At 66.9% G+C, this 24,224-nt stretch carries 20 protein-coding genes; 7 read left to right on the top strand and 13 right to left on the bottom strand.

Annotated features, from left to right (window positions below; genetic code table 11):
- Positions 1–48: 48 nt before the first annotated feature.
- Positions 49–1,452 carry a GntP family permease gene (locus ACSE4D_RS13395; RefSeq protein WP_135540181.1) on the bottom strand — a complete coding sequence of 468 codons (1,404 nt, stop codon included), beginning with the start codon at positions 1,450–1,452 and terminating at the stop codon, positions 49–51.
- A gap of 50 nt (positions 1,453–1,502) precedes the next feature.
- The gene (locus tag ACSE4D_RS13400; RefSeq protein ID WP_135540179.1) at positions 1,503–2,015 is read right to left on the bottom strand and encodes a gluconokinase; all 513 of its coding nucleotides are present in this window, start codon (positions 2,013–2,015) and stop codon (positions 1,503–1,505) included.
- A gap of 120 nt (positions 2,016–2,135) precedes the next feature.
- Here ACSE4D_RS13400 and ACSE4D_RS13405 point away from each other — a divergent pair, with 120 nt between their 5' ends.
- The 5 genes from ACSE4D_RS13405 (at position 2,136) to ACSE4D_RS13425 (ending at position 9,444) form a co-directional block, all read left to right on the top strand.
- Positions 2,136–3,740 carry an NADP(+)-dependent, decarboxylating phosphogluconate dehydrogenase gene (locus ACSE4D_RS13405; protein WP_276606435.1) on the top strand — a complete coding sequence of 535 codons (1,605 nt, stop codon included), beginning with the start codon at positions 2,136–2,138 and terminating at the stop codon, positions 3,738–3,740.
- Positions 3,741–3,854: 114 nt separating this feature from the next.
- The gene (locus ACSE4D_RS13410) at positions 3,855–4,997 is read left to right on the top strand and encodes an alanine--glyoxylate aminotransferase family protein (RefSeq protein WP_436326099.1); all 1,143 of its coding nucleotides are present in this window, start codon (positions 3,855–3,857) and stop codon (positions 4,995–4,997) included.
- Positions 4,998–5,041: 44 nt separating this feature from the next.
- On the top strand, positions 5,042–6,196 hold the full coding sequence (locus ACSE4D_RS13415; protein WP_135540175.1) for a PucR family transcriptional regulator: 1,155 nt from the start codon (positions 5,042–5,044) through the stop codon (positions 6,194–6,196).
- A 141-nt stretch (positions 6,197–6,337) separates the two neighbouring features.
- A complete protein-coding gene (locus ACSE4D_RS13420) occupies positions 6,338–7,969 on the top strand; it encodes a class I adenylate-forming enzyme family protein (protein ID WP_436326100.1) in 1,632 nt (543 codons plus the stop codon).
- Between the two features lie 137 nt (positions 7,970–8,106).
- Positions 8,107–9,444, top strand: a complete 1,338-nt coding sequence (locus ACSE4D_RS13425; protein WP_135540171.1) for an MFS transporter — start codon at positions 8,107–8,109, stop codon at positions 9,442–9,444.
- Positions 9,445–9,587: 143 nt separating this feature from the next.
- Here ACSE4D_RS13425 and ACSE4D_RS13430 read toward each other — a convergent pair whose 3' ends face one another.
- The 4 genes from ACSE4D_RS13430 to ACSE4D_RS13445 all read right to left on the bottom strand — a co-directional run bounded on the left by ACSE4D_RS13430 (position 9,588) and on the right by ACSE4D_RS13445 (position 14,277).
- A complete protein-coding gene (locus ACSE4D_RS13430; protein WP_135540169.1) occupies positions 9,588–10,637 on the bottom strand; it encodes a homocysteine S-methyltransferase family protein in 1,050 nt (349 codons plus the stop codon).
- A gap of 239 nt (positions 10,638–10,876) precedes the next feature.
- A complete protein-coding gene (locus ACSE4D_RS13435; RefSeq protein ID WP_135540167.1) occupies positions 10,877–12,376 on the bottom strand; it encodes an acyltransferase family protein in 1,500 nt (499 codons plus the stop codon).
- Positions 12,377–12,489: 113 nt separating this feature from the next.
- The gene (locus ACSE4D_RS13440) at positions 12,490–12,822 is read right to left on the bottom strand and encodes a TraR/DksA family transcriptional regulator (protein WP_135540453.1); all 333 of its coding nucleotides are present in this window, start codon (positions 12,820–12,822) and stop codon (positions 12,490–12,492) included.
- A gap of 18 nt (positions 12,823–12,840) precedes the next feature.
- Complete coding sequence (locus ACSE4D_RS13445) at positions 12,841–14,277, bottom strand: ABC-F family ATP-binding cassette domain-containing protein (protein ID WP_240689845.1); 1,437 nt, start codon at positions 14,275–14,277, stop codon at positions 12,841–12,843.
- 17 nt (positions 14,278–14,294) lie between these two features.
- Between ACSE4D_RS13445 and ACSE4D_RS13450 the strand changes: the two genes are divergently transcribed.
- Positions 14,295–15,833 carry a recombinase family protein gene (locus ACSE4D_RS13450; protein WP_167854428.1) on the top strand — a complete coding sequence of 513 codons (1,539 nt, stop codon included), beginning with the start codon at positions 14,295–14,297 and terminating at the stop codon, positions 15,831–15,833.
- Positions 15,834–15,941: 108 nt separating this feature from the next.
- Here ACSE4D_RS13450 and ACSE4D_RS13455 read toward each other — a convergent pair whose 3' ends face one another.
- The 4 genes from ACSE4D_RS13455 to ACSE4D_RS13470 all read right to left on the bottom strand — a co-directional run bounded on the left by ACSE4D_RS13455 (position 15,942) and on the right by ACSE4D_RS13470 (position 19,530).
- Positions 15,942–16,559 (bottom strand): hypothetical protein, encoded by a 618-nt coding sequence (locus tag ACSE4D_RS13455; RefSeq protein ID WP_135540163.1) that lies wholly within the window; start codon positions 16,557–16,559, stop codon positions 15,942–15,944.
- A 17-nt stretch (positions 16,560–16,576) separates the two neighbouring features.
- On the bottom strand, positions 16,577–17,152 hold the full coding sequence (locus ACSE4D_RS13460; RefSeq protein WP_135540162.1) for a single-stranded DNA-binding protein: 576 nt from the start codon (positions 17,150–17,152) through the stop codon (positions 16,577–16,579).
- A gap of 87 nt (positions 17,153–17,239) precedes the next feature.
- Positions 17,240–19,024 carry a TraM recognition domain-containing protein gene (locus ACSE4D_RS13465; protein WP_425119757.1) on the bottom strand — a complete coding sequence of 595 codons (1,785 nt, stop codon included), beginning with the start codon at positions 19,022–19,024 and terminating at the stop codon, positions 17,240–17,242.
- Entirely contained in the window at positions 19,021–19,530 is a 510-nt protein-coding gene (locus ACSE4D_RS13470) for a hypothetical protein (RefSeq protein ID WP_135540158.1), read from the bottom strand. Before ACSE4D_RS13470 ends, ACSE4D_RS13465 begins: the two co-directional genes overlap by 4 nt.
- A gap of 116 nt (positions 19,531–19,646) precedes the next feature.
- On the opposite strand from ACSE4D_RS13470, the gene ACSE4D_RS13475 reads away from it, so the two are divergent.
- Positions 19,647–20,012, top strand: a complete 366-nt coding sequence (locus tag ACSE4D_RS13475; RefSeq protein WP_135540156.1) for a hypothetical protein — start codon at positions 19,647–19,649, stop codon at positions 20,010–20,012.
- A gap of 113 nt (positions 20,013–20,125) precedes the next feature.
- Here the strand turns inward: ACSE4D_RS13475 and ACSE4D_RS13480 are convergent, their stop codons facing one another.
- From ACSE4D_RS13480 to ACSE4D_RS13490, 3 genes are all read right to left on the bottom strand, one after another.
- Positions 20,126–21,610: an ATP-binding protein gene (locus ACSE4D_RS13480; RefSeq protein WP_135540154.1), complete on the bottom strand. Its 1,485-nt coding sequence runs from the start codon at positions 21,608–21,610 to the stop codon at positions 20,126–20,128.
- Between the two features lie 120 nt (positions 21,611–21,730).
- Positions 21,731–22,681, bottom strand: coding sequence for a hypothetical protein (locus ACSE4D_RS13485; protein WP_167854427.1), 951 nt, complete (start codon positions 22,679–22,681; stop codon positions 21,731–21,733).
- A gap of 61 nt (positions 22,682–22,742) precedes the next feature.
- The gene (locus tag ACSE4D_RS13490; protein ID WP_205683352.1) at positions 22,743–24,224 is read right to left on the bottom strand and encodes a PrgI family protein; all 1,482 of its coding nucleotides are present in this window, start codon (positions 24,222–24,224) and stop codon (positions 22,743–22,745) included.

Genomic DNA, 24,224 nt, shown 5'->3' on the forward strand with positions numbered 1-24,224 from the left:
GGCGGCGCACCCGGCCCGAACGACCGACGATGACTCGTCGAGCCGAGCTCAGAACAGGCTGACGACCCCGTAGAGGGCGAGGCTGAGTCCGAAGCCGACGGTGCCCAGCAGCGTCTCGGCGACCGTCCAGGTCTTCAGCGTCGTCTTCGTGTCCATGCCGAAGAACCGCGAGACCAGCCAGAAGCCGGAATCGTTGACATGGCTGGCGAAGACCGAACCGGCCGCCAGTGAGAGCACGATGGCCACGACCTGCATGCTCGAGAAGTCCGGATTGCCGACGACGATCGGCTGGACGAGCGCGGCCGCGGTCGTCAGCGCCACCGTGGCAGAACCCTGGGCGATGCGCACGATCGCGGCGATGACGAAGCCGGCGACGATGACGGGAAGACCGAGCGCGGCGAGTGAGTCGGCGAGCGAGTCTCCGATTCCGCTGGCGCGCAGCACGCCGCCGAACATTCCGCCGGCGCCGGTGATGAGGATGATCGAGCAGACCGGTCCGAGCGCGGAGTCGACGACGGTCTCGACCAGCGACCGGCCCTTGTTCTGCCGCCAGCCGAGCAGCCACATGGCCACGACGACAGTGATGAGCAGGGCGATCGGGGTTTCGCCGAGCAGCCGCAGGGACGCGATGAGCGTCGAGTCGGTATCGACCCAGCCGGCCTCACCGGCGAAGTTGAGTCCGGTGTTGAGGAAGATGAGCACGAGCGGCAGGGCGAGGAGGAAGATCACGTGGCCGAGCTTGGGCCGGGAGGCGAAGTCGGCGAACGAGTCGTTCCTGCCGGCCGAGAGCACATCGGGCACGGCGACGTCGATGCGTTTGCCGATGATGAGTCCGAAGAGGTAACCGGTGAGGTACCAGGCGGGAATCGCGATGATGATTCCGCAGATGAGGACGAGTCCGACATTCGCCCCGAGCAGACCGGAGGCCGCAACCGGGCCGGGGTGCGGGGGCACGAAGATGTGCATGGCGGAGAACGCCATTGCCGCGGGCATCGCGTACAGCAGCAGAGACCCGCCGAGGCGGCGCGCGATCGTGAAGATGATCGGCAGCATGACCACGAGGCCGGCGTCGAAGAAGATCGGGAAGCCGAACAGCAGCGAGGTCACGCCGAGTGCCAAGGGCGCCCGCTTCTCCCCGAACAGGCGGATGAGGGCATCGGTGAGCACTTCGGCGCCGCCGGAGAGTTCGAGCATGCGTCCGAGCATTGCGCCGAGCCCGACGAGCAGGGCCACGCTGGCCAGGGTCGAACCGAAGCCGTCGTAGAGGACGTCGATGAGGTCACCGGGGCCGATTCCGGCGGCCAGCGCGGTGAGCACGCTGACGATGACGAGGGCGATGAACGCGTGCAGCCGTGCCTTGATGATGAGCAGGAGCAGCAGGCCGATCGCCGCTGCCGCGATTGCCAGAAGTGCCGGCGTGGACAGAGTCCAGGCCAGGTCGAGGTCGGTCATGGTTCCTCTTCCTTGAGGTCAGATGGTTGGGTGGACAGTGGGCGGGCAGTTCACGGTCTCAACCGTGCGATGCTGTCGAGGATCGAATGGAGGACCTCGGGAATCGGACGGTCGACGTCGACGGTGGCATGGGACTCCTCGGCGCTGAGCGGTTCGAGGGTGGCCAGCTGGGAGTCGAGCAGATCCGGGGACATGAACTCATGGTCGCGGCGGGCCAGGTGGGCGGCGATGACATCACGCGGTCCGTCGAGGTGGATGAACACGAGCGCGGGTGCCGAGGCGCGCAGCAGGTCCCGGTAGGTGCGTTTGAGGGCGGAGCAGGCAATGACCGGGCCCGGGGTGCGGGCGGCTTCGACCGCGACGGCGTCCAGCCACGGTCCGCGATCGGCGTCGGTCAGCGGCACACCCGAGGCCATCTTCGCTTTGTTGGCCGCGGAGTGGAGATCGTCGGCATCGACGAATCGGCGGTCGAGAGCCTGCGCCACCTGCGCGCCGAGGACGGTTTTGCCGGTTCCCGAGACACCCATGATGACGAGCGGCGGAAGGAAAGGGTGATGACCCATGTCCGAAACCTCTCGATAAAATATGAAGAAATATCTATAATCGACTATTAAAACAGATTTATTGCACCGTAGTGCTGGTGGCGAGTGACTGTCAACACCGTCGCCTCCCGAGGAAGGGGAATGCTCATGAAGGCCGATGTCGCAGTGATCGGGACCGGTGTGATGGGGTCGAATCTGGCCCGGAACCTCGCCCGCCGGTCTGGTCGACGGGTCGCGATCTACGACCGTGACGTCGACCGTGCCCGCACCGTGGCCGCTGAATTCCCCGAAGCCGATCTCCTCGTCGCCGCGGATCCGGCCGATCTGGCCGGCAAGCTCGCCGAACCGCGTGTGGCGATCCTCATGGTCAACGCCGGAGAGGCCACGGATTCGGCGATCGGTGACCTCGCCGAGGTGTTCGCTGCCGGCGACATCATCGTCGACGGCGGCAATTCCCACTTCCAGGACACGATCGCCCGGGGCCGACGGCTGCAGGGTACGGGCATCGAATTCGCCGGGGTCGGGATCTCCGGCGGAGAGGTCGGTGCCCTTCTCGGGCCCTCGCTCATGGTGGGCGGATCGGCGGCCGCGTGGCAGCGCCTGCGGCCGCTGCTCGAACCGATCGCCGCGCGTGCCGAAACCGCCGGCGTCGAAACCGCCCGGGCCGAAACCGCAGATGCCGAATCTGCAGGTGCGAAGAGCCATGCCTGCGTCGCTCACATCGGAGAGGACGGTGCCGGTCACTTCGTGAAGATGGTCCACAACGGCATCGAATACGCGGACATGCAGCTCATCGCCGAAGCCTTCACCCTCCTGCGCGACGGGCTCGGGATGGCCCCGGCGAAGATCGCCGAGGTGTTCGCGGACTGGAACACCGGGGAACTCGAGTCCTACCTCATCGAGATCACCGCCGACGTCCTCGCCCACGTCGATGCGGACACGGGCCGGCCTTTCGTCGACATCGTCGCCGATGCCGCGAAGGCCAAGGGCACCGGTGCGTGGACCGGGCAGGCCGGGCTCGATCTCGGGGTGCCGGTCCCCACCATCGCCGAGGCGGTCTTCTCCCGTTCGCTGTCATCGGCCGCGGATCTGCGCGCCGAGGGAGTCCGGTTGGCCGGGCCCCGTCCCGGGGCCGCCACCTCGGCGGCGGATACCAGTGCTTCGGCTGCGACCACCTCGGCGACGAACACCAGTGCTTCGGCCGCGACCACCTCGGCGACGAACACCAGTGCTTCGGCCGTCGCTGCCTCGAACGATCGTGCCGCGCGCATCGAGGAGATCGGCCGAGGCCTGCTGCTGGGCAAGGTGATGGCCTATGTGCAGGGCTTCCACGAGATCACCGCCGGCGCGCGCGAGCACGGTTGGAGCATCGACCTCGGTGAGCTCGCCGGGATCTGGCGGGCCGGATGCATCATCCGGGCGCGTCTGCTCGACCGCATCGTTGAGGCCTTCGGCACCGCGGACCCGCCGGCGACCCTGCTCGATTCGGACTATGTGCGCGAAGTCGCCGGCCGCTGCCAAGAGTCCCTGCGCGCCACCGTCGTCCAGGCCATCGAGCGCGGCATCGCCGTGCCCGGTCTCGCCTCGACCCTGTCCTACTATGACGGGCTGCGCACCGAAGGGGGCAGCGCCGCTCTCATCCAGGCTCAGCGCGATCGCTTCGGTTCGCACACCTATGCACGCACCGACCGGGACGGCACGTTCCACACGCTGTGGTCGGGCGACCGCAGCGAAATCGAGATCTGACCGGCCGCCTCGGCGAGGGTCCGAGATCTGACCGGCCGCCTCGGCGAGGGTCTGAGGAGTCTCAATGAGCGAGGACGGTGGCCCGAATGGCGGACTTGTGGCTATGTTAGGCATATGACTTTGCCACACGAAGATGTTGACCCAGACGGCCTGCTCGAATACTCGGTGGTCTTCACCGACCGATCGCTCAACCATATGTCGAAGCGGTTCGTATCCGTGATGCAGGAGATCAACCGGATCCTGCGCTCGGCCTACGACGCCGAATCCGTCGCCATCGTCCCCGGCGGCGGCAGCTACGCGATGGAATCCGTGGCCCGCCAGGTGGCGACCGGGAAGAAGGCGCTGATCGTGCGCAACGGTCTCTTCTCCTTCCGCTGGTCGCAGATCCTCGACGCCGGTGCCATCGCGTCGGAGACGACCGTGCTCAAGGCCTCCCCGGACACCGACGCCCACCAGTCGTCGTGGTCACCGGCGCCCATCGACGAGGTGGTCGCGGCCATCGAGGCAGAGAAGCCCGATGTCGTGTTCGCTCCCCACGTCGAGACCGCTTCGGGCATGATCCTGCCCGACGACTACCTCCGCCGGGTCTCCGAAGCCGTGCACAAGGCCGGCGGAATCTTCGTCCTCGACTGCATCGCCTCGGGTGCGGTGTGGGCCTCGATGACCGACCTCGGCGTCGACGTTCTCATCAGCGCCCCGCAGAAGGGCTGGAGCGGATCTCCGTGCGCCGGCTACGTCATGCTCAGCTCCGCCGGCCGTGCCGCCGTCGAAGCCTCGACGTCGACGAGCTTCGCCATGGACCTGAAGAAGTGGCTGTTCATCGCCGACGAGTACGAAGAGGGCCGTGCGCCCTACCATGCGACGATGCCCACCGATGCGCTGGCACATAACGCGAAGCTCATGGCCGAGAGCGAAGAGCGCGGCTTCGACAAGCTCGCCGCCGCACAGAACGAACTCGGTGAACGGGTGCGCGCCGTCTTCGCCGCACGCGGGTTGCCCTCGGTTGCGGCACCGGAGTTCGCCTCGCCCAGTGTGGTCGTCGTCCACACCGACAACCCGAAGCTCGCCACCGGCGCCAGCTTCAAGGAAGTCGGCGTGCAGATCGCCGCGGGCGTGCCGCTGCAGTGCGATGAGCCCGAGGACTTCTCGAGCTTCCGCATCGGCCTGTTCGGACTCGACAAGCTCGGCGACATCGACGGCACCATCGCCCGCCTTGAGGCCGCTCTCGACTCGATCGGTGTGACCGCCGAAGCCTGAGTGGCTTCAGCAGCCACCGGTCGTCCTATCATGGTTGAGATTTAGTGGCCGCCGGCCTTGCACAGGTCGCCCAGAAGGTGAAGGACCTCGACGACGCGATTGCCGACAGTGCCGCCGATCGGATCTATTCCGAGATGGCCAGCTATGTCGACGTGCCGCGTAATCAGCTGCTCGCATCCGTGCGCACGAACGCGGCACGTGCGGTCGAGGTCCTCACCACCGGCGTCATCGCCGAGGCGGAGGAAGTGCCCGAATCGCGGGCGACCACGCGCGCCCGGATCGACCAGAATGTCCCCATCGAGGACATCATCCGGGCATATCGCATCAGCCTCAACGTCGTTCATGAGGCATTCATCGCCGAGGCGGCCGCCCAGGAGCTCGAACCGCAGGTGACCTTGGAAGGGTCGACCCTGCTGTGGCAGCTCGGCGATTGGTTCACAACCGGAGCGGCCGCGGAGTTCCGCTATAGGGCGGGGGCCGCCGCGCTGCGCGAATCCTTCGCTGTCAGCTCCCTCATCCGTAGTCTCATGGAATCCGAGGACCCGGGACCAGAGGCCCTGCTCAAAGCACGTCGCTACGGACTTGACTTCGATCGCGACTACGCCGTCATTATCTGCGCCGCGCCGGGTGAAGGCGGAAGCGTCCGCGGATTCGGTCATGGCGAGCCGAGCGTCGAATCCCTGCAAGCGGCGGGTTCGGACGGCAGGCGACCGGCAGTGGTCGCACAGATGGATGCGCGCATCATAGGTATCGTGGCTCGCACCCCTAGGACCGTCTCGGTGCCGGTGGCCATCGGTCCCTTCGTCCCGCTGTCACGGATCACGGAATCTGCCCGGATCTGCGAGAACGTGTGGACGATCGCCCACCGGGGAGCGCTGGGGGTCCACTCCTTGACCGATCTCACGTGGCAGGTGGCAATACCTGGGCAGGCTGACCTCAACAGTCACCTCATCGACCGTTTCGTCCTCCCGCTGCGCCCGGACACCGCAGTCGGTGCCGATGTGCTCGAAACGGTCCGCACGTGGATCAGGACGTTGATGAACGTGAAGAAGACGGCCGAGATGCTGCACGTGCACGAGAACACCGTGCGCTACCGGCTTCAGCGCTTCCGCGACACGGTCGGCATCGCTGAACTCGGGACGAAAGAGCTGTTGGACATCACGTGGGCGCTGGCCGCGTTCGACATCGACGAATCTTGAACCCGATTCGAGTTTAGAGAGAACTCCAAAAGCGGGCCAGATCTTTCAGAGACCTCACCGTTCATTCGTGAGCTGACGCGTGCGACGATTGTCACATTCTGCAAATCAGACCACCGTCAATGACGACAACGGAGCTCACCAGTGACATCATCGCACCATTTCTCATCGGCTGAGAACGACTCGACTTTCGCACAGCTGTGGACGGCAGCTGTCCGTGAGGCGGCCGAGCGAGAGTTCCTCCTCTTTCGAGACAGGTCCGGCGAGGTCACCGCGTGGACATACCGCGAATTCGACTGGATCGTCGATCAGACGGCGGCCGCATTGACAGGTCACGGGGTTCATTCCGGCGCCGCGATCCACCTGTGCCTGAAGAATTGCCCGGGATTCATTGCGATCTGGCTGGCCGCAGCGCGAATCGGTGCCTGGATCGTCCCCGTCGACCCCGCTTCGGCGAAGAACGACATCAATACTCAGATCTCGAGGGTCGCCCCGGTACTCGGGATCTGTAGCGTGGAACGCGCTGATATCTACCGGCAAGGCTCCGCCGCCCAGCCCCAGTTGCCGATCCTTGAGCTCTCTGAAACCGCAGCCGATCTCGTACCCGGGACGCCGCTGTTGCAGACTCCGACCGCAACGACCGATCTGGACGAAGAACGGCCGAACGTTGATCTCGATGACGCCAATAGGGTTGAGCCTGCATCCGAGGACAGGCTCGCGGTGATGTTCACCTCAGGTACCACCTCGCAGCCCAAGGGAGTCGTACTCACCCATGCGAACTACCTCGAGGTCGCCGAACGCATGGCCGCGGCCGCAGATCTGCAAGCCCACCACCGGTGGTACGTGACCCTGCCGTTGTTCCACGCGAACGCGCAATATTACTGTTTCTCCTCGGCCATCCGCGCGGGTGCCTCGGTGGCGCTGACCGCGGACTTCTCAGCCAGTCGCTGGGTCGAATGGGCGCGGGAACTCGAGGTCACTCACGCCAGCCTCTTCGCTGCTCCGATCCGGATGATCCTCGCCCGCACGCCCGCTGAGCAGACACCGGCCGAACTCGAACACGTCTGGTATGCACAGAATCTCGCTCCCGACCATCACGAGCAGTTCGCCGAGCTCGTCAGCGTCGCCGCTCGGCAACTGTACGGGATGACGGAGACAATCGCGATCGTCAGTTACGACCGATCGGTTCCACCGCGCTGCGATGTCATCGGACAGCCGCTCGAAGGCCGACGTGTCGACCTACTCGACCCACTCACCAGGCAGCCCGTCGATACGGGCGAGAGCGGCATGATCGCGGTCGCCGGCAATCGCGGGAAGGATCTGTTCCTCGAGTACCTCGACGACCCGGCGACCACAGACATGGCCTTCCACACAGGGGCTGACGGAACTGAATGGCTGCTCACAGGTGATCTCGCCCGACGTGACGAGGACGGAGTCCTCTCGTTCGTCGGCCGCGTCGACGACGTCATCAAGGTCTCGGGAGAGAACGTCAGCCTCACTGAGATCGAAGCCGCACTCGCCCAGGCCCCAGGCGTGCTAGAGGTCGCTGTCATCGCTGTGCCGGACCCGATCCGCGACGTGGTCCCACACGCCTACGTCGTCGCTGCCGATTCCAGTGCCGGAGTCGACCTCGGCAAGCTGGCGCATTGGGCAGAGGAGAACCTTGCCCCAGCCGCCCGACCTCGCGAGTGGCACGTTCTCGACGAGCTGCCGCGGACGAGCGTAGGCAAGATCCGCCGTTTCAAGATCGGAGCGCAGTCGAAGCACGCGTCCTGACCCCAGACCACATTTCGGTACCACGTGTGAAGAACCACCACGTGGAAACTAACACCACTAGTGACGCTCCACCGCTGTGTGTACAACGACGGCACACATCATTTCAGCGCAACGATGCGCGAGAGAAGGGAACAGCAATGGCTGAAATCACAATCACCGAGGCAGACGGGCTCCGTCGCAGGAGAGCTTTCGTCGGCGCCGTCACCGGACATGTGATCGAATGGTACGACTATGGGATCTACGGATTCCTCGCTGTGTACATGGGACAGCTCTTCTTCGCCTCGGAAGACCCGACGATCTCTCTGCTGAGCAGCTTCGCAGTTTTTGCTCTCAGCTTCTTCATCCGGCCTCTCGGGGGATTGGTCTTCGGGCCGATGGCAGATCGCATCGGACGCAAGCAGACTCTGCTCATCGTGCTCATCTGCATGGCCGGCTCTACCTGCCTTATCGGCCTACTGCCCACCTACGCCACCATCGGTCTCGCCGCTCCAATCCTGCTGGTGCTGTTGCGCTGCATCCAAGGATTCTCCGCCGGAGGCGAAATCGGCACGGTGACGAGCTTCATCGCCGAATACGCCGGTCCCGGCAAGCGTGGCCACTCGACGAGTTGGCTTATGACCACGGCAGTCCTCGGGCTGCTGCTCGGCAGCCTTGTGGCCAATGGCATGTCGGCGGTCCTCGGGGAAGCGGCGATGCTGGCGTGGGGCTGGCGGATCCCATTCCTCTTCGCAGGTGTCTTGGGCATGATCGCCATCTACATCCGCCTCAAGCTCGAAGACAGCCCGGAGTTCCTCGCGATCGTCGCTGCCGGAGAGAGTTCGAAAGCACCACTTCGTGAAACCATGACCTGGGGTCGCGCGCTCATGCTCGTGTTCTGCATCATCACCGTCCACGCTTCGATCTTCTACCTCGTGCTCACCTACGCTTCGACGTTCCTTGGTGAGATGCTTCAGTTCTCCGGCACCGTGCGCTTCTGGTTCATCATCTCTGCGTGCGTGCTCGCAGCGGCTGTGATGCCGATCGGCGGAATCATGTCGGACAAATGGGGCCGCAAGCCCGTGCTGCTTGTTTCTGGAGTCGCGGCGACATTGTCGATGCTATGGTTCTTCCTGGCCGCTCCCGGTGCAACGCCGGTGAGCTTCTTCTTCCCACTCATAGCGTGCGCACTGTCGTTCGGGTTCTACGCCTCGTCGACATACGCGACGATGACCGAGCTGTTGCCCACCAAGATCCGGTCGACCGGCATCGCTGTCGCCTACAATCTTCCCGTCGCGATCTTCGGTGGCAGCGCACCGCTCATCGCTGCCTGGTTCATCTCAGCGACAGGTGATATTACCTCGCCATGGTACTTCTTCGTCGGTACCGGTGTGGTGTCACTTGCGGCTTTGCTCGTCCTCCGCCGTGATGACTTTACAAAAGCTGAACAGGTGCAGGCGATTTCTGCGAACCAAAAAGCAGTCACCGAGGTCGCTTGATCGCCGAGTACCACGCACCGCTAGCGCCATCGCCTCCGCGTAGTCGCACAGGATACAGTCAGCGCCGTAACCTCCCGTAGCGTCGAGAGGTTACGGCGCTGACTGTATGTATTGGCCCTAATGGTGAGCGATGCTCCAAGGCCTCAGGCAGTGTCTCCGAGGGCCACGACGTTGTCGGCGAGCCGTTCGTTGCTGCCGTACATGAAGTGGTTGGCCATGTTCTCGGAGAAGCGGCTCGCATCGGTGGTCAGTCCGACCGCCTCGGCGACCTCGCGGATGTGCATCGGGGTCGCGCCGCAGCACACTCCGATGTAGTTGACGCCCAGGTCGTAGGCTTCCTTGGCGAACGCGCCGATCTCGTAGCGGTTGGTCTGCAGGGGATCAAGAGCGGTGGGGAACGTGCGTCCGTGCGGGGAGGCCACCTCGGCGGGGGAGTCGGAGAGGTTGAAGAACGTCGGCTCGTCCTCCGTGGTGCGGTAGGGGATCGGCAGGGCGCCGACGTGACAGGACACGGCCGAGCGGATCTCCCTCAGCCACGGCAGCATCGTGACGGGACCGCGGAAGCAGTTGAGGCCGACGACGTCGACGCCGAGCTGTTCGAGCCGCTGCGCGGTCTCGACGATCCCGACCCCGTCGGCCATCTCCTGGAAGGCCATCGGGGCGAGCGTGAGGACGACGGGCAGGCCGCTGGCCTTGGCGGTCTCGGCGGCGGCGATGGCCTCACCGGCGAAGTAGAAGGTCTCGCCGATGATGAGGTCGGCACCTTCCTCGACCGCCCAGGCGACCATTTCGGCGAACATCGCCCGCACCTCGGCCTGCTTGGACTCGTCGGCGGGGTCCCAGATGTTCGAGTTCGAAATGTTGCCGGCCATGAAGTTCCCGGGCTTGGCGTCGGCTACCGACCGGGCGATCTGGAGGGCGGCGCGGTTGAGCGGTTCGAGCAGATCTTCCTTGCCGATCACGCGCATCTTCTCGCGGTGCCCGTTGTAGGTGAAGGCCTCGACGATGTCGGAGCCGGCCCGCTGGAAGTCGACGTGGAGGGAGCGCAGGGCGTCGGGGAACTCGAGGGCCACCTCGGGGACGAACTCGCCGGCAGACAGATATCCGCGCTTCTCGAGCTCGAACAGGAAGCCTTCCGCGCAGATCACGGGGCCGGCATCGAGGCGTTGGGTCAGGGCGTTGGTCGCGGTCATGGGAACTCCGAATCGATGGTGGGGGATCGTCCACGTCCGGGCGGCGACCCGAACTCTGGTATCACACCATCAACCGCCTCTGCGGCGTGTGTCACATCGACATATTCCGACGTCCGACGACCCGAAACGTCAATGAACATGGTCCCCACGCCGAGGCGGGGCTGCCCTCGCCGAGGCGGTGCCGTCCTCCCGATGACCGCGGAGTTCGCGTGATCGGTGGGTTCACCGCACCCGTGCGCTCAGCGGTCGTCGTCCGGAGGGGTGCTGAGATAGACGGGCAGGCGGCGGTAGCGCACGGCACGCTGGGCGGTGCCGGCGGGGACTTCCTGCGTGGATTCGTAGGTTGCGTTGTTCTGCGGCACCTGGTGCGAGCCCGGCAGCCGATACTGCTCGGCTCCGGCGGGAGGGGAGACCTCCTGATACACGTGCGGCTGCCCGTCGTGCTGTCCCGGCTGATGGTCAGAGCCGGGGAAGTGCTGAACGGGGGACTGTTCGAAACCGACCGAATGCGCATAGCCGGTGCCCGGCTGAGGCTGGAGGCCGAGGCCCTGCCGGTCCGGTCCGTCGCCCTCGCTGTAGGCGTCGCCCGGGTAGCTGCCGTAGGCGGCCGCGCCCTGATCGGCACCCTCGAGGTGAGCGCCGCTGTGACCGGCACCCTCGAGGGAAGCCCCGCCGTGACCAGCACCGGCACCGGCACCAACACTGGAACCGGCAGAATCACTGCGGCCGGTGCGCTCCGACTTCGGTCGCAGGAACGGGAAAGGTGCGAGGATCAGTGCCGTCGCGGTCGAGGCGTACCAGCGCAGGGCGCGTTCGAACGGAGTCCACGCGAGCACGCCCGTCCACACCACGGCCAGGGCCAGGCAGATGAGCAGGACGAAGGCGTCGTGGAGGACATCGCGGCTGCCGTCGAGGACCGGTTGGAGACCGCGGACGACGAAGCCGTGGAGGACGTAGACGGCCAGGCTGTGCTTGCCGATCATGGCGATGGTGTCCTTGGTGTTGCTCAGCCACGACAGCAGCGCCAGGGTCATAAGCACGGCACCGATGTCCATGATGAGACGCAGACCCACACCTTCGGGGACGCTGACATGGAAGTGGGCGAAGTTGAGGCTGCCGTAGAACCACTTGTAGTCGATCTGGTCGAAGTAGAAGTAGCCGATCGTGGCCAGGGCGGCGGCGCTGAAGCCGATCTTCTGCCAGATCGCCAGCCCTCCGGCCCATTCGATGATCTGCTTGCCGTAGAGCTTGCCGATGACGAAGAAGGGCCAGAACGCCATCGTTCGTGCCGCGGAGAGTTCGGTGTCGAGGATCGGCAGCATCCCGCCGAAGAGTCCCAGAACCAGGGAGGCGACGAGCATCGTGCGGGGGAAGCGTTCGATGAAGGGGACCGTGATCATCCACCAGGCCATGGACAGCAGGAACCACGTGTACCAGAACGGGGTGAGGAAGCTGTAGTCCGGATCGAGCCCGAAGAGCCACATCCACGCCCACATCAGCGGCAGCACCGACGCGAGCAGGACGAAGTAGGTGAGCACCCGTTCCGCCAACCTGTTCGACTTCGCCGTGATCCCGGCGAGGAAGACGAACGCCGGCATGTGGAACATGTAGATGAAGTACATCGGTGCGCCCAGGATCGGCGACTCCCATGGGGAAGTCCTGGCGAGGAGGTGGCCCAGAACCACCAGGAAGATGAGTATTCCCTTGGCGCGGTCGATGCGATAGTCCCGTGATGACACGCCGATACACTACCGCACCCGGCCGGATATGGGGAAAGTTCAGACCGTCGCCGAGGCGGTCGCCCGGTCGTGTGCGACGGTGCACTCGTGCGTGCGAACGGGGATGGAAACGACTAGCCGCGGGCGGCGCAGTTCACGCATTTGGCCGCGTAGGGGCGGGCCTCCAGCCGCGCCTCGGCGATGGGCTCACCGCAGTCGACGCAGATCCCGAACGTGCCCGCGGCGAGGCGGTGATGCGCCTCGGCGATCTCCTCGAGGCGATTCTCGGACTGTTCGAGCAGGGTCGCGGCCTGCGACCGTTCGAAGGCGAGCGTCGCCCCTTCCGGATCGTGCTCGTCGTCGCTGTTGTCGCCCTCACGAGCGGCCGAGACCTCATCGATTCCCTGAGTCAGACGGTCGATGAGCGCCTGCGTCTCCGCCCGCTCCGCCTCGAGCAGGTCTCGCATCGTCGCTTCGTCGACCACTCAGGCCTCGAGAGCTTCGGACGCTTCGAGCCAGCGCATTTCGAGTTCGTCGAGTTCGTCCTGAGACTCGGAGATCGCAGCCGTGAGCTTGGCCAGTCCCTCGAAATCGGTCTGGTCGTGGGCGGCCATCTCCTCGTGCTTCTTCGCGATCTGAGTGTTCAGCTTTTCCATCCGCCGCTCGATCGACGACAGTTCCTTCTTCGCCGCGCGGGCCTCGGCACCGGTGAGTTTCGCCGAGGAGGCCGACCCCTCCGTCGCCGAGGCGGCCCCACCGGAACCGGTCCCGCCGGCTCCCGATGCGGCCCCGTTCGAGGCCGATCCCGAACCGCTCGCACCACCGGTGCGGGCCTGCTCGGCCCGCAGCCGCAGGTACTCCTCGACGCCTCCGGGGACATGACGCAGCCCCTGATCGAGGATCGCGTACTGCTGGTCGGTGACACGTTCGAGCAGGTAGCGGTCGTGGGAGACGACGATGAGGGTGCCCGGCCAGGAATCGAGGAGATCCTCCATCGCCGCGAGCATGTCCGAATCCACATCGTTCGTCGGCTCGTCGAGGATGATGACATTCGGTTCTGCCATGAGCAGCAGCAGAAGCTGGAGGCGACGTTTCTGCCCACCGGAGAGCTCCTTGACCCGAGCGGAGAGATGCTCTTTGGCGAAGCCGAGTCGCTCGAGCAGCTGGGCCGGTGTGTAGTCCTTGCCTTCGATGGTGAAGTTCGTCTTCGACTCCGCGAGGACCTCACGCACCCGGGACTCCGCAATCCGGGCGAGGTCCTTGAACTGCTGGTCGAGGACGCCGACCTGGACGGTCTTGCCGCGCTTGACCCGACCGGAATCGGGCTCGACCTCTCCGGAGATGAGATTGAGCAGCGTCGACTTGCCGGCACCGTTGGGCCCGAGGATGCCGGTGCGCTCACCGGGGCCGATGCGCCATGTGACCTCATCGAGGATGACGTCGTCGCCGAAACTCTTGGACACGTGGAGGAGGTCGACGACATCCTTGCCCAGACGCGCGGTGGCCATCTTCTTCAGCTCGATGGGGTTGCGCACCTCGGGGACGTCGGCGATGAGCTGATTGGCCGCCTCGATGCGGAACTTCGGCTTCGAGGTCCGGGCCGGAGCGCCGCGACGCAGCCACGCGAGTTCCTTGCGCATGAGGTTCTGACGTTTGGCCTCTGTGGCCGCGGCGATTCGATCGCGTTCGACGCGCTGGAGGATATAGGCGGCATACCCGCCTTCGAAGGGTTCGACGATGCGGTCGTGGACCTCCCAGGTCTTCGAGCACACCTCGTCGAGGAACCACCGGTCGTGGGTGACCAGCAGCAGAGCACCGGCATTCTTCGGCCACCGGTTCTTCATGTGCCGCGCCAGCCAGGCGATGCCGTCGACGTCGAGGTGGTTCGTCGGCTCACCCAGCAATTCGATGGCAGATGCCAAGGGAGCACCTGTCAGTCATGGAGACGCAATCACTTACCCGACCGCCTGCCTCCGAGGTCAACGCGCTCATCTACACGCGAGCCTCGATGGATCGCCATTACCTCATGCGATCGACCGATGACCAAGAGACGGACTGCCGTGCCTGGTGCGCTCAGGAGAAGTGGGGAGTCGCGAAGGTCATCACCGATGCCAACCGGTCCGCGTCGAGGTGGCGCACCCGCGAACGCGAGGGTTTCGAGGAGGCCTTGCAACTGATCGCGTCGAAGGAGTACGACGCGTTCGTGACGTGGGAGCCCTCGCGTGCGGGCCGTGAGCTGCTGGCCTACGTGCAGCTGCGCGCCGCCTGCCAGGAGGCGGGGGTTCTGTATCTGACCAAGGGCCGCGTCTACGATTTCTCGCGCCACGATGACAGCTTCATGATGGGGCTGGAGTTCCTGAGCGCCGAGAAGGATGCGGCGATCATCCGTGACCGGCAGTTGCGCACAGTGCGGCTGAACGCGCAGAAGGGTCGCCCGCACGGGCGGCTCCCTTACGGGTACCGGAGGGTCTACGACGAGCAGACGCGTGCTCTCGTGCGTCAGGAGATCGACCCGGAGAAGGCCGCGATCATCGTCTCAGCGGTTGACGAGATCCTCGATGGCGGGTCGATCAACCAGATCGTGACTCGCCTCAATCGGGCGGGCGTGCCCACGCCGATGAAGCCGACTTCTGAGCACTCGCGTGGTTGGACAACCGCCACGATCCGGCAGATCATCAAGAGCCCCACGATCGCCGGGCTGCGCATGTACCAGGGCGAGGTGATCGGCGAGGCGGACTGGCCCGCGATCATCCCGATGAAGAAGTGGGAGAAGGTCAATCATCTCCTCGATGACCGGGCCCGGCGCACCCGCTATGTTCCCGAGGACAACCCCAGCCATCCGCGCTGGCTGCTGACGTTCGTCGCGAGGTGCGGGTACTGCCTGCATCCGCTGGTGCGGATTCACGGGACGAAAGTACGCAGGCGCACCGGGTTGCGCTCTGACAACTACAGCTGCGGACGCCCCGGCTGCCGCAGGGTCAGCATCGACATGCGCAACACCGACGCCTATGTCACGGGCGTGCTGCTGGGATGGTTGTCGAAGCCGGAGAGCTTGGCGGTGATCGTCGGCCCGGAGGAGGACTGGAATGAACGGGTCCGCGAGGCCGAGGAGCATGCCGCTGCGCTGCGTGCGCGGCTTGACGAGGCGGCGAGTGAGTACGCCGAGGGTCGGATCAGCATGTCGATGCTCACCAGCATCGAACGCAGGCTTGTTCCGGAGATCGAGCGTGCGGCGAAGGCTGCGGTTCCTCCCGTGACCGACAAGGGGCTGCTCTCGTTCATTCAGGAGAGCGACCTGGAGGCGGCGTGGGAGCGTCTTGAGCTGGTCGAGAAGCGGCGGTTGCTGAAGATGCTGCTGGATATTCGTGTGGAGAAGGCCACCCAGGTGGGGCCGTTCTTCAATCCGGACCGGATCAAGATCACGCCTCGCTACTCGGTTCCCGAGACGTATCAGTGGAAGCGAGCAGAATCGTCCTGACCGCTGCGCCCTGTCGCTCGGTCGGCGGCAGGAACGATGCGCCGAGCTCTCGCCCCTGCTCACGAAGCCGCGAGAGCTCGGCGTTCACGTCTTGTGCTGTCGTGGTGCTCACGGCAGTTCCCCGGTTCGTGCGTCGGCGCCGGCGTAGAAGGCGTCTTCGGCGGCGCGGCGTTCGGCGACCTGTTCGGCGACGTACTCGACGAAGTCGCGGTCGCGGTCGGCGACGAACACGTCCTCCACAGGGTCGGCGGGGTCCTCGCCGGGCCAGGTCGTCTGCCTCGTGGGTCGGTCGCGGTCCAGGCGTGTGCCGGAGGCGGCGACCCATTCGCGCAGCCGCTGTCGAGCGTCGGCGAAGTCGCGGTGCCAGCCGAACGGGGCGGAGCCGGTCTGCTCGGGGTGGTAGGCGCAGAGCCAGTGCAGATGCAGGCTGCTGAGTTCCCACAGCAGTTCGTCGTGTCGGTGCCAGAACGGCGGGATCACGCTGGCGGGGAGCCCGTAGGTGCGGCGGATGGTCTCGACCCACCGGTTGAGCGCGTACCACTCCTTTTCGAGCTCGTCGGCGCGCAGCAGATACCAGTTCACCGGATGCGGCGGGCCGGGTTCTTCCTCCTCCTCACCGTCATATCCCTCCTCGTCGTACTCGTCGTCGAGGTCGAGGTCGTCATCGGGGGTCTCGTCGGTCTGCGGCCGGTCAGGATCGGTCTGGTTGAACGTCGGTTCGGTCATGATCGTGGCTCCCTTCCTCACAGGCCCATCGCCGGCGGCTGCCGATCTGACCGGTGCTCCGGCGGGGCGAACGCGGCCGGTGCCTCACGCTCGGGCGTCTGACGCTCGGCTGCCTGCGGCTGTGCGGGGGTCTCGCCTCCGGCGAGTCGGCGTGAAGCGGCCTCGCGTTCGGCGGCGGGGCGCTGGGCCTGCTCGCGGCGTGGGGTGCGGTCGACCTCGTAGTCGGTGTGGGCCATGTTGTGACCGAACGCGGTGGCGACGAACCGCTGCTTCATCTGCCCCGTGCTCTTGCTGCGGTAGTCCTCCATGCGCCCCTCGGCGATGAAGAAGTCGTTCTTTTCATAGTTCTTGTACGCACGGACGGCGACGCCCTTGTAGGCCACGAGATCGTGATAGGTGTTCGGCAGCCGCGTGTAGGTGCCGTCGTCCTCGTAGCGCCAGTGGCGCTGCTCGACCTTCGCGTAGAACTTCGCCTTGCCCGTCTGCGTGGTGCCCAGAGTCGGCTCGGATGTGATGCGACCTTTGAAGGACTCGCGCACATCCGCCTGCGGCTCGGGCTCCCGGCCTGGTCCAGGGTGTTCTTGTTCGGCCATCGTGCTGCTCCTGTCTGATGGGGACGGTCACAGGTGGTGTCGTCCGCTGTGCCAGCCAGGTGCACGACGGCGATCCGATCCGACCTGTCAGGGGCGGTCGGGGCGGCGCAGCAGAGACTCGATCTCTTCGCGATCCGCTTTCAACCGCGCGGCATCTGGGTGGGCCGGCCAGGCGCGCAGGTCGGTCACGATGGGCGGAGCAGCGCGCAGCAGAGTGACCGCGGTGCCGAAAGCGAGGGTGCGGATGCGGTCTGGCGGGAAGATCGCCACTCGGCGCACCGACCGCTGGTTCTGGCGGGTGCCGTGATCGCCCAAGGTGACGCTGTCGGTGTACTCATCCCGCTCGCCGATCAAGGTGCTCAGGTCCTGGAGGTCTTTGGAGCTGGAGGCGCCACCGAGGATGATCTTCACGATGCTCGCATCCCAGATCGCGTTGGCCTGGTTCTCGTTCCACCGGTCGCGAGCCTGCGCGAGCGACTGCAAGACCGGCATGCAGGTGATCCCCGTGCCGCCTCCTTCCGCCATCAAGATCGGCAACGAGGGCAGCGGGGCGAGGTTCGCGATCTCGTCCAGGGCAAGCAGCAGCGGCGGGTCCAGCCTCGCACCGGGCGACCGGGCGGCGATCCGGCGGGCGGTCTCCACGAGGTCTTCGACCAGCGCCGCCACCAGTGCCGCGCTGGCTCCGGCTCCGGCGCCGGTGGCCAGAAGGAACAGGGTGCCTTTGTCGCGGATGAACCTCTCGGGGTCGAAGTCCTCACCGGGGCCGGGACTGACCGCGTCGAGCACCCTGGGGTCGGCCAGGGCTCCGAGCGCCAAGGAGACGCCTTGCCAGATCGAGTCGCGGGTCCTGGGGTCGGCATCGATCATCGATTCCAGCGAGTCCGCCCACCCGGTCGCCGCATCGGGTGAGTTGGTGAGGATCGCGACAGCCTCCGCCGCGGCGGAGGGATCGAGCGTCCAGCGGAACAGTTCGGCCGGTGAGCGGCCATCCAGGGCCGCAGCGTGCAGGAGGGCCTGGAGCGCGGTGCGGGTCTTGCCTTCCCAGAACCCACCGGACTCGACCCCGCCAGCCGAGAGACCGGTGGCCGAGGCGAGACCGGTGGCGCGGATCATCGCGGTGAGCGGATCGTGACAGCCACGGATGGGTGACCAGCGCATCCCCGCCGGCAATCCCTCGGCGAGATGCTGGGGGTCGAACACCGCGACCGGCCCGACGCGTTTGCGGGCGCGCAGACAGGCAGTGAGGTTGTCGGGGCGGGTGCTGGTGACCACGGCCGCGCCGGGCGCATCGAGGATCGCGGGGATCACGATGTGCAGGCCCTTGCCGCTTCGGGGCGGTCCGATGAGCAGAATCGAGTCTTCCACCGATGCCCAGACCTCCCGGCCCCGGCTGGTGCCGATCCGGTAGCCCACGTCTGCCGGCTCGGGCTTGTCCAGCGAGGGCCGCAGGTTCCGGGCGCGTTTCAGTAGAGCCGTCGAGGAAGCGGTGGCAGCGACCTCGTGGCGGGTCGCGATGCCGGCGGTGGTGTGCGGGTCGGTCGAGGCTTTGCGCGCATGCCTTCGCAGCCGCATCCAGACCCAGCAGCCCCCGGCGACCAGGCCGGCAAGCAGCACCGCGGCCACGGCCCAGTACGCGAACGGATGCAACCCTGGGGCATCGAGCGCGCCGGCGGGATCGCCCGGCCGGAACAGCACCCCGATCCCGGCGGCAGGCCCGGCCGCCGGTTGCGCCACGCCGGTGAGGAACGTCGCCACCGACCCGGCGCCGCGCAGGACGAGCGCGAGGCCGAACACCCCGACCAGGGCAATCATCGCGGCGTTGGTCAGCTCGTCGCCGAAGCTGCCGGTCTGCCGGCCCTGCGGGGTACTCATGGCAGCCTCCGGGTCACGACGGTGCCGGAGATGCGCCCGACCAGCACCACCTCACCGACCCCTTTGACCTGCTTCGGTTCAAGGACGGCGCGGGCGGTGCCGTGCGGGGTGGCGTCGGTGTGCGAGACGATGACGCAGCAGGCCACGTCCTCGCCGGCGACGAATCCCTCGCCGGTGATCTCGATGAGCGCAGGCGACGCCGGCTTGTCCTTCTTCCGCTTCGGCGCGGGCTCGGCTGCCGGCTCGGGGCGGGGTGACCGGGCCGGGAGGAGTTCGGTGAAGCTCGTGCCGTCGGCCTCGTGCACCTCGACCCGCACCGGCACGGTGCGCTCATCGCTGGCGTGGTCGATGATCTGCGGGAACGACGCCCGCACCCATGCCCCCTCCTCGGGCAGGTACGAGGCGCCGTCGATGGTGACGGTCATCGACCCGTCGGTCTGGATGTCGAGGATCACGGTGCGCATCGATACCGGCGCAGGCTCGGGCTGGGTGGCGTGTCGTCTCATGCCGCCCAGGTGCACCGCCCGCGCCCGCGCATGCCGCCCCCAGGCTGGGCATCGCGCTGGACGCGATCCTACCGGGCCACTACCCGGTGGGCGTTGATCGTCCTAGAGTCGAAGTCATGGACGTCGCAACGACCCGAGACGAGGAAGTAGCCCGCACTCTGGCCAGCAGGGCGTTCTCCCGGCACATGGCCTTCGACGCCATCGGTTCAGTCGACGCCGAAGCGATGGACCTGATCCGGCAGGCTGTCCTCCGCGCCTGGGAACAGGCGGGCTCCCCGCCTGGCGCGCTCCGCCGGGCTGCGGTCCTCAGCGCGGAGCTTCCCCGATTGATCGCCGAGAACCAGGCTCCCGCCGATCTGGAGACCGAGGGCATCTCCCGCGAGCGGGAGACCGTCGTCGCCGAACAGGCCTCCGCGCTTCTCGCCGTACTCGCAGCCGAGATCGACCCGGCACCCGCTCACGATTCGCCGCCGCCGCGATAGCCGGCCCCGGCAAGTGAGAAAGCACCTTCCCCGAACATCCGCTTTCGACTAGTCTGTCAACATCATCGACCGCAGAAATTTCCCGCCGAAACCTTCAGAAATAGCGCGAACTTTTAGCTTTTCTCGACCATACGTCTGGTGGTGTCGAAGAGCTCGTATTCGGCCGGGTGGAGCTGGTGCTGAACGACGAAGGATCGGTCCTTGATCCGCCACAGCCCTTGCCCGGTGCCCAGCGTCGGCAGCAGTTCGCGTTCGGTGCCGGTGAGTCCGAGGGTCTTGGCGGTGGTGCCGAGCTGGTCGGACTCCTGCCGGTAGATGATCCTCGACTCCGCATTGGCGAGCAGGGAGTTGGCGAGCGATCTCATGGCCGATCCCTGGTCGCCGACGTTCTCCAGGTCGGTGAGCTTGTGGAAGATCAGCATGTTGCTGATGCCGTAGGCGCGGGCAAGCCTCCAGTGCGCATCCATCCTTTTCAACAGCGCCGGCTCGCTCATCAGCCGCCAGGCTTCGTCGTAGATGCACCAGCGCTGCCCGCCGTTCGGGTCCAGCAGCGCCGACTCCATCCACGCGCTCGAACAGGTCATCAGCACCGATACGAGGGTGGAGTTCTCCGTGACGCGGGAAAGATCGAGAGAGACCATCGGCAGCGTCGGATCGAACACCTCCGTGCTGGGGCCGTCGAATAACCCGGACAGATCACCGGCGACGAGTCGGCGCAGCGCGTGGCCCACGATCCGTCCGTCCTCGGCCAGGCGCCCGTCGGGGTCGTTGGAGGGGTGCAGCAGATGGTTGACGACCATCGGCAGGATCGGCACCGTGTTCTCACGCACGGTCTCGGTCAAAGCGGTGTCGATCGCGGTGTGCTCTAACGGTGACATCGATCGGGCCAGCACCGTCTCCGTCAACGCTCCGATCAGATCGCGGCGGCGTGATGCGACGGTGGTTTCCCATTCGGCGTCGCTGAGCCCGCTGGGCCGGTATCCCTCATCGAGCGGGTTGAGCCTGGTGGGCAGGCCGTGGCCGAGCTGGATCGCCCGGCCTCCGACCGCTCGGGCGATCTCGGTGTGCTCGCCCTTCGGATCACCGGGCACATACACGCGCCGGCCGAATGGCAGGCTCCTGGTGTAGAGCGACTTCGCCAGCGAGGACTTCCCCGAACCGACGATGCCGGCGAGCACCAGGTTCGGGGCGGTGATGACCCCGGCCTGGTACAGCACCCACGGGTCGTAGACGAAGCTTCCTCCCGAGTAGAGGTCTTGGCCGACGAACACGCCCGCAGCACCGAGGCCGCCTTCGGCGAGGAACGGGTACTGTGCCGCGAGCGTTGCGGAGGTGTCCTGGTGCCGCGGCAGCCGGAACCGGACCGGCGATCTCAGCGCGGCCGGGCCGGGCTCTCCCGCGGCGGGCAGGTACCGGGTGGCCCTGCGTTCGGCACGCTCGGCGGCGGTTTTGGCTTTCGCCTCGGCCATCTCCTGCCGCTTCTGCTCGGCCTGGAGCTTCGCGGCGGCCTGGCGGCGCTGCTTGCGCAGCCGGCGCCGCTCCGCTGCCGGAGCGACCAGCACCGCGGTATGCAGACGTTCCTTTTCGTATGTGGGCATCGGCGACCTTCCCAGACGGGTGCGAACACGGTGATGCGGCCAAGGTGCACCAGGCCGACCCCGGAACGCGGCGATGCCGCCGACCCGCTGGGGATCGACGGCACCACGAACCGGGGTGACTCAGAGGCCGAGGCCGCGATCGCGTTTGACGGCCGCGACTCCGGGATGGGCGAACCAGGACCCGTCCGTCTCCGGCATCGGCGGCTCGCCTTTCGCCGTGTGCGCGGGCCTCTGGTGCCCGCGGGCGACGGGATCGCGAGGCCCAGTGGCCCGTCTTGATAGCGCCGCTGCGGCACCGGTCGCCGCGCCGGCACCCATCGCGGCTCCTGCGCCTGCCGCGCCACCGGCGACACCGCCTGCACCCTGGGCCGGGGCGGTCGGTGCGGGCGCGGGGGTCTCGGCGTCGAGGCTGTCTTCGGGCGGGATCGGGTGGCGGCGGTAGAGGCCGACATGCCCCATGTCGGGGTTGTAGGTCATCGTGTACTCGCCCGAGGTCGCCTCTTTGTCGAGCGCGGCCACCGGTGGCGTGTCGTAGACGTAGCCGTTCTCCATCGCCGCGTCCGTGGTCTCGGCGCCGTAGTCGTAACCGGCCAGGTGCTCGATCGCGGCGTCGGGGCCGTCACGGTCGATCAGCCACAGCACCTCGTCAGCCTCGCCGCCTTGGAGGAACACGACGTTCACCCACCGCGACACCGGGGCCTCCGCCTGAACCGCGTCCACGGCGGCGGGGTGCCAGGCGATGCGTCCGGCAGCCTGCGAGGCGGCGTTCAGCCGCTCCTCGGCCAGGCCGAGCACGCGGGCGGCTCGGCTCAGCTCGACCGCGGTCTCGCTGGCGTCACGAACGCCGGCGGCCTGGTCGCCGTGATCGTCGAAGGCCCGGCCGTCGGGCTCGGCATGGATGCGGGCGAGCTGGTCGAGGACCTGCTCGAACCGGCGGGCCGCGGCAAGCAGGTCGCCGATCACCCCGTAAGCGTCTTCGGGGTGGGTGAAGTCGCGGCTGGCGTGGGCCAGGCCGCGTAGCGCCTCCGATGCTTCGCTGGCGTCGGCGACAGGGTCGTAGAACGTGGGCATGACGGGCCTCCCGGATGATGAACGGTCACGGATGCCCAGCAGGTGCACCCCGGCGACCGGGTCAGATGTGGCGGGCCAGGGGCAGGGCGGCGGCGGTGAACGCCGCGGCCTGCTGCCCGACCAGCCGCCTGGTCTCGCAGGAGGCCTGGATCGCGGCCTGCTCGACCGCCGAGACCGCCGCGTCCAGCTCCTCGGTCGTCGGCGCGGAGACGGCGATGAGTCCGGAAGGACGCAGCACCCCGTGTCCGGCGGTCAGATCGGCCTCCTGTTGCAGCACGTCTTCGTATTCGGCGGTCTGGCTCGCGTCCTCGATCTGACCGATCCGTCGCCGCTGTGCCGCGTCGGAGATGTGCTCCACTTTCTTCTTGCGGATGTCGCGGGCGGCCTGATCGGTGCGCATCGGGGTGTAGAGCAGCGACAGCGCCCGTCCGATCCCGGAGGAGAGCACCAGCGGGGCCAGGAATCCTGGGAAGACCAGCGAGCGGGGCCACTCGCTGATCCAGAGCACGACGTGACGAGCCGAATCGGTGCGCAGGCTCGTCCAGGACTCGTTCACCGCCACCGGTCCGGCCGTCGCCAAAGACTGACCGAGCTCGCCGTGGCGCTCCAGCGTGGCCGCGACCGCAGGATCGTAGGCGCTGCGAAGGGTCACCGCGATCTGGCCCGGTGTCAGCCACCCGGTCGGGGTGAGGTCCGCGGACCGTAGCGCGGCGGTCAGGGTGCCCATCTCCTGCCGCAGCACCCCGGCGGCCCCGCGCAGGCCACCGCCGGCGGTCCGGATCTGACGGGCGGCGGCCTTCATGTCCAGCGACAGCGAGATGGTGGTCGCATGACGTTCCCCGGCGGGGCCGGCCCGGTCGATGAGTTCTTGGTAGGTGGTCGAGGCCCACGAGTCATCCTGCGTGCCGTGGGCGGCCCACCACTCCGCTAAGCCGGTGCCCGAGTCCGGCAGGGTCCTCTCCAGCACTTGGAGGGTCGCGATCCGCCCCGACCGGCACACGGTCGCCAGCACCCGCCCCCAGGACGTGACCCGGCGATGCTGCTCGGCCGGGTCCAGCAGCACGAACGCGGGATGCCGTACCTGGCACACCACCGTCAACGTGCCCTGATGGGGGTCGTGGATCATCCCGGCTCCCGTCTCGGGGTCCAGATGTTCGCGCAGCCTGGCCATGTCGCCGGGCAGCGCGAGCGTTCCCGCCGGCCGGGGCGCCACGATCCGGCGCCGATACAGCAGCTGGCCGCCCGTGGTGCGCCAGAGCCACCAGCCGGCCACGGGTATCCATTCCACGAGCGGACGGCCCGCGATGCGCATCCAGGTCAGCACGATCGAGAGCATCCAGACCGGTGCGGTGTAGGCGATAAGCATCCCGCCGCCGGCGTAGAACGCGCCCACCAGGGCCAGGACGCCCACGCCCAGGGCCGCGAGCTGCGAGGCGGACAGTCCCAACAACACGCCGCGGCGCGTCAAGCGGGAGAACTTCACCGGCACCAACTCGGTGCCCGTGCTCGTGCCGGCGTCCTCGATGCTGTGTTTTGTGCTCAC

It is taken from the genome of Brevibacterium sp. FAM 27836 (assembly GCF_051351055.1).
Classification (GTDB): Bacteria; Actinomycetota; Actinomycetes; order Actinomycetales; family Brevibacteriaceae; genus Brevibacterium.

Bases quoted from the DNA above. Each gene is read 5' to 3' on its own strand.
- ACSE4D_RS13450 (WP_167854428.1), top strand. From the start codon at position 14,295: ATGGAGACGCAATCACTTACCCGACCGCCTGCCTCCGAGGTCAACGCG.
- ACSE4D_RS13440 (WP_135540453.1), bottom strand. From the start codon at position 12,822: ATGCGAGACCTGCTCGAGGCGGAGCGGGCGGAGACGCAGGCGCTCATC.
- ACSE4D_RS13465 (WP_425119757.1), bottom strand. From the start codon at position 19,024: ATGAGTACCCCGCAGGGCCGGCAGACCGGCAGCTTCGGCGACGAGCTG.
- ACSE4D_RS13455 (WP_135540163.1), bottom strand. From the start codon at position 16,559: ATGACCGAACCGACGTTCAACCAGACCGATCCTGACCGGCCGCAGACC.
- ACSE4D_RS13460 (WP_135540162.1), bottom strand. From the start codon at position 17,152: ATGGCCGAACAAGAACACCCTGGACCAGGCCGGGAGCCCGAGCCGCAG.
- ACSE4D_RS13410 (WP_436326099.1), top strand. From the start codon at position 3,855: ATGACTTTGCCACACGAAGATGTTGACCCAGACGGCCTGCTCGAATAC.
- ACSE4D_RS13470 (WP_135540158.1), bottom strand. From the start codon at position 19,530: ATGAGACGACACGCCACCCAGCCCGAGCCTGCGCCGGTATCGATGCGC.
- ACSE4D_RS13485 (WP_167854427.1), bottom strand. From the start codon at position 22,681: ATGCCCACGTTCTACGACCCTGTCGCCGACGCCAGCGAAGCATCGGAG.
- ACSE4D_RS13400 (WP_135540179.1), bottom strand. From the start codon at position 2,015: ATGGGTCATCACCCTTTCCTTCCGCCGCTCGTCATCATGGGTGTCTCG.
- ACSE4D_RS13395 (WP_135540181.1), bottom strand. From the start codon at position 1,452: ATGACCGACCTCGACCTGGCCTGGACTCTGTCCACGCCGGCACTTCTG.
- ACSE4D_RS13425 (WP_135540171.1), top strand. From the start codon at position 8,107: ATGGCTGAAATCACAATCACCGAGGCAGACGGGCTCCGTCGCAGGAGA.
- ACSE4D_RS13475 (WP_135540156.1), top strand. From the start codon at position 19,647: ATGGACGTCGCAACGACCCGAGACGAGGAAGTAGCCCGCACTCTGGCC.
- ACSE4D_RS13430 (WP_135540169.1), bottom strand. From the start codon at position 10,637: ATGACCGCGACCAACGCCCTGACCCAACGCCTCGATGCCGGCCCCGTG.
- ACSE4D_RS13480 (WP_135540154.1), bottom strand. From the start codon at position 21,610: ATGCCCACATACGAAAAGGAACGTCTGCATACCGCGGTGCTGGTCGCT.
- ACSE4D_RS13405 (WP_276606435.1), top strand. From the start codon at position 2,136: ATGCTCATGAAGGCCGATGTCGCAGTGATCGGGACCGGTGTGATGGGG.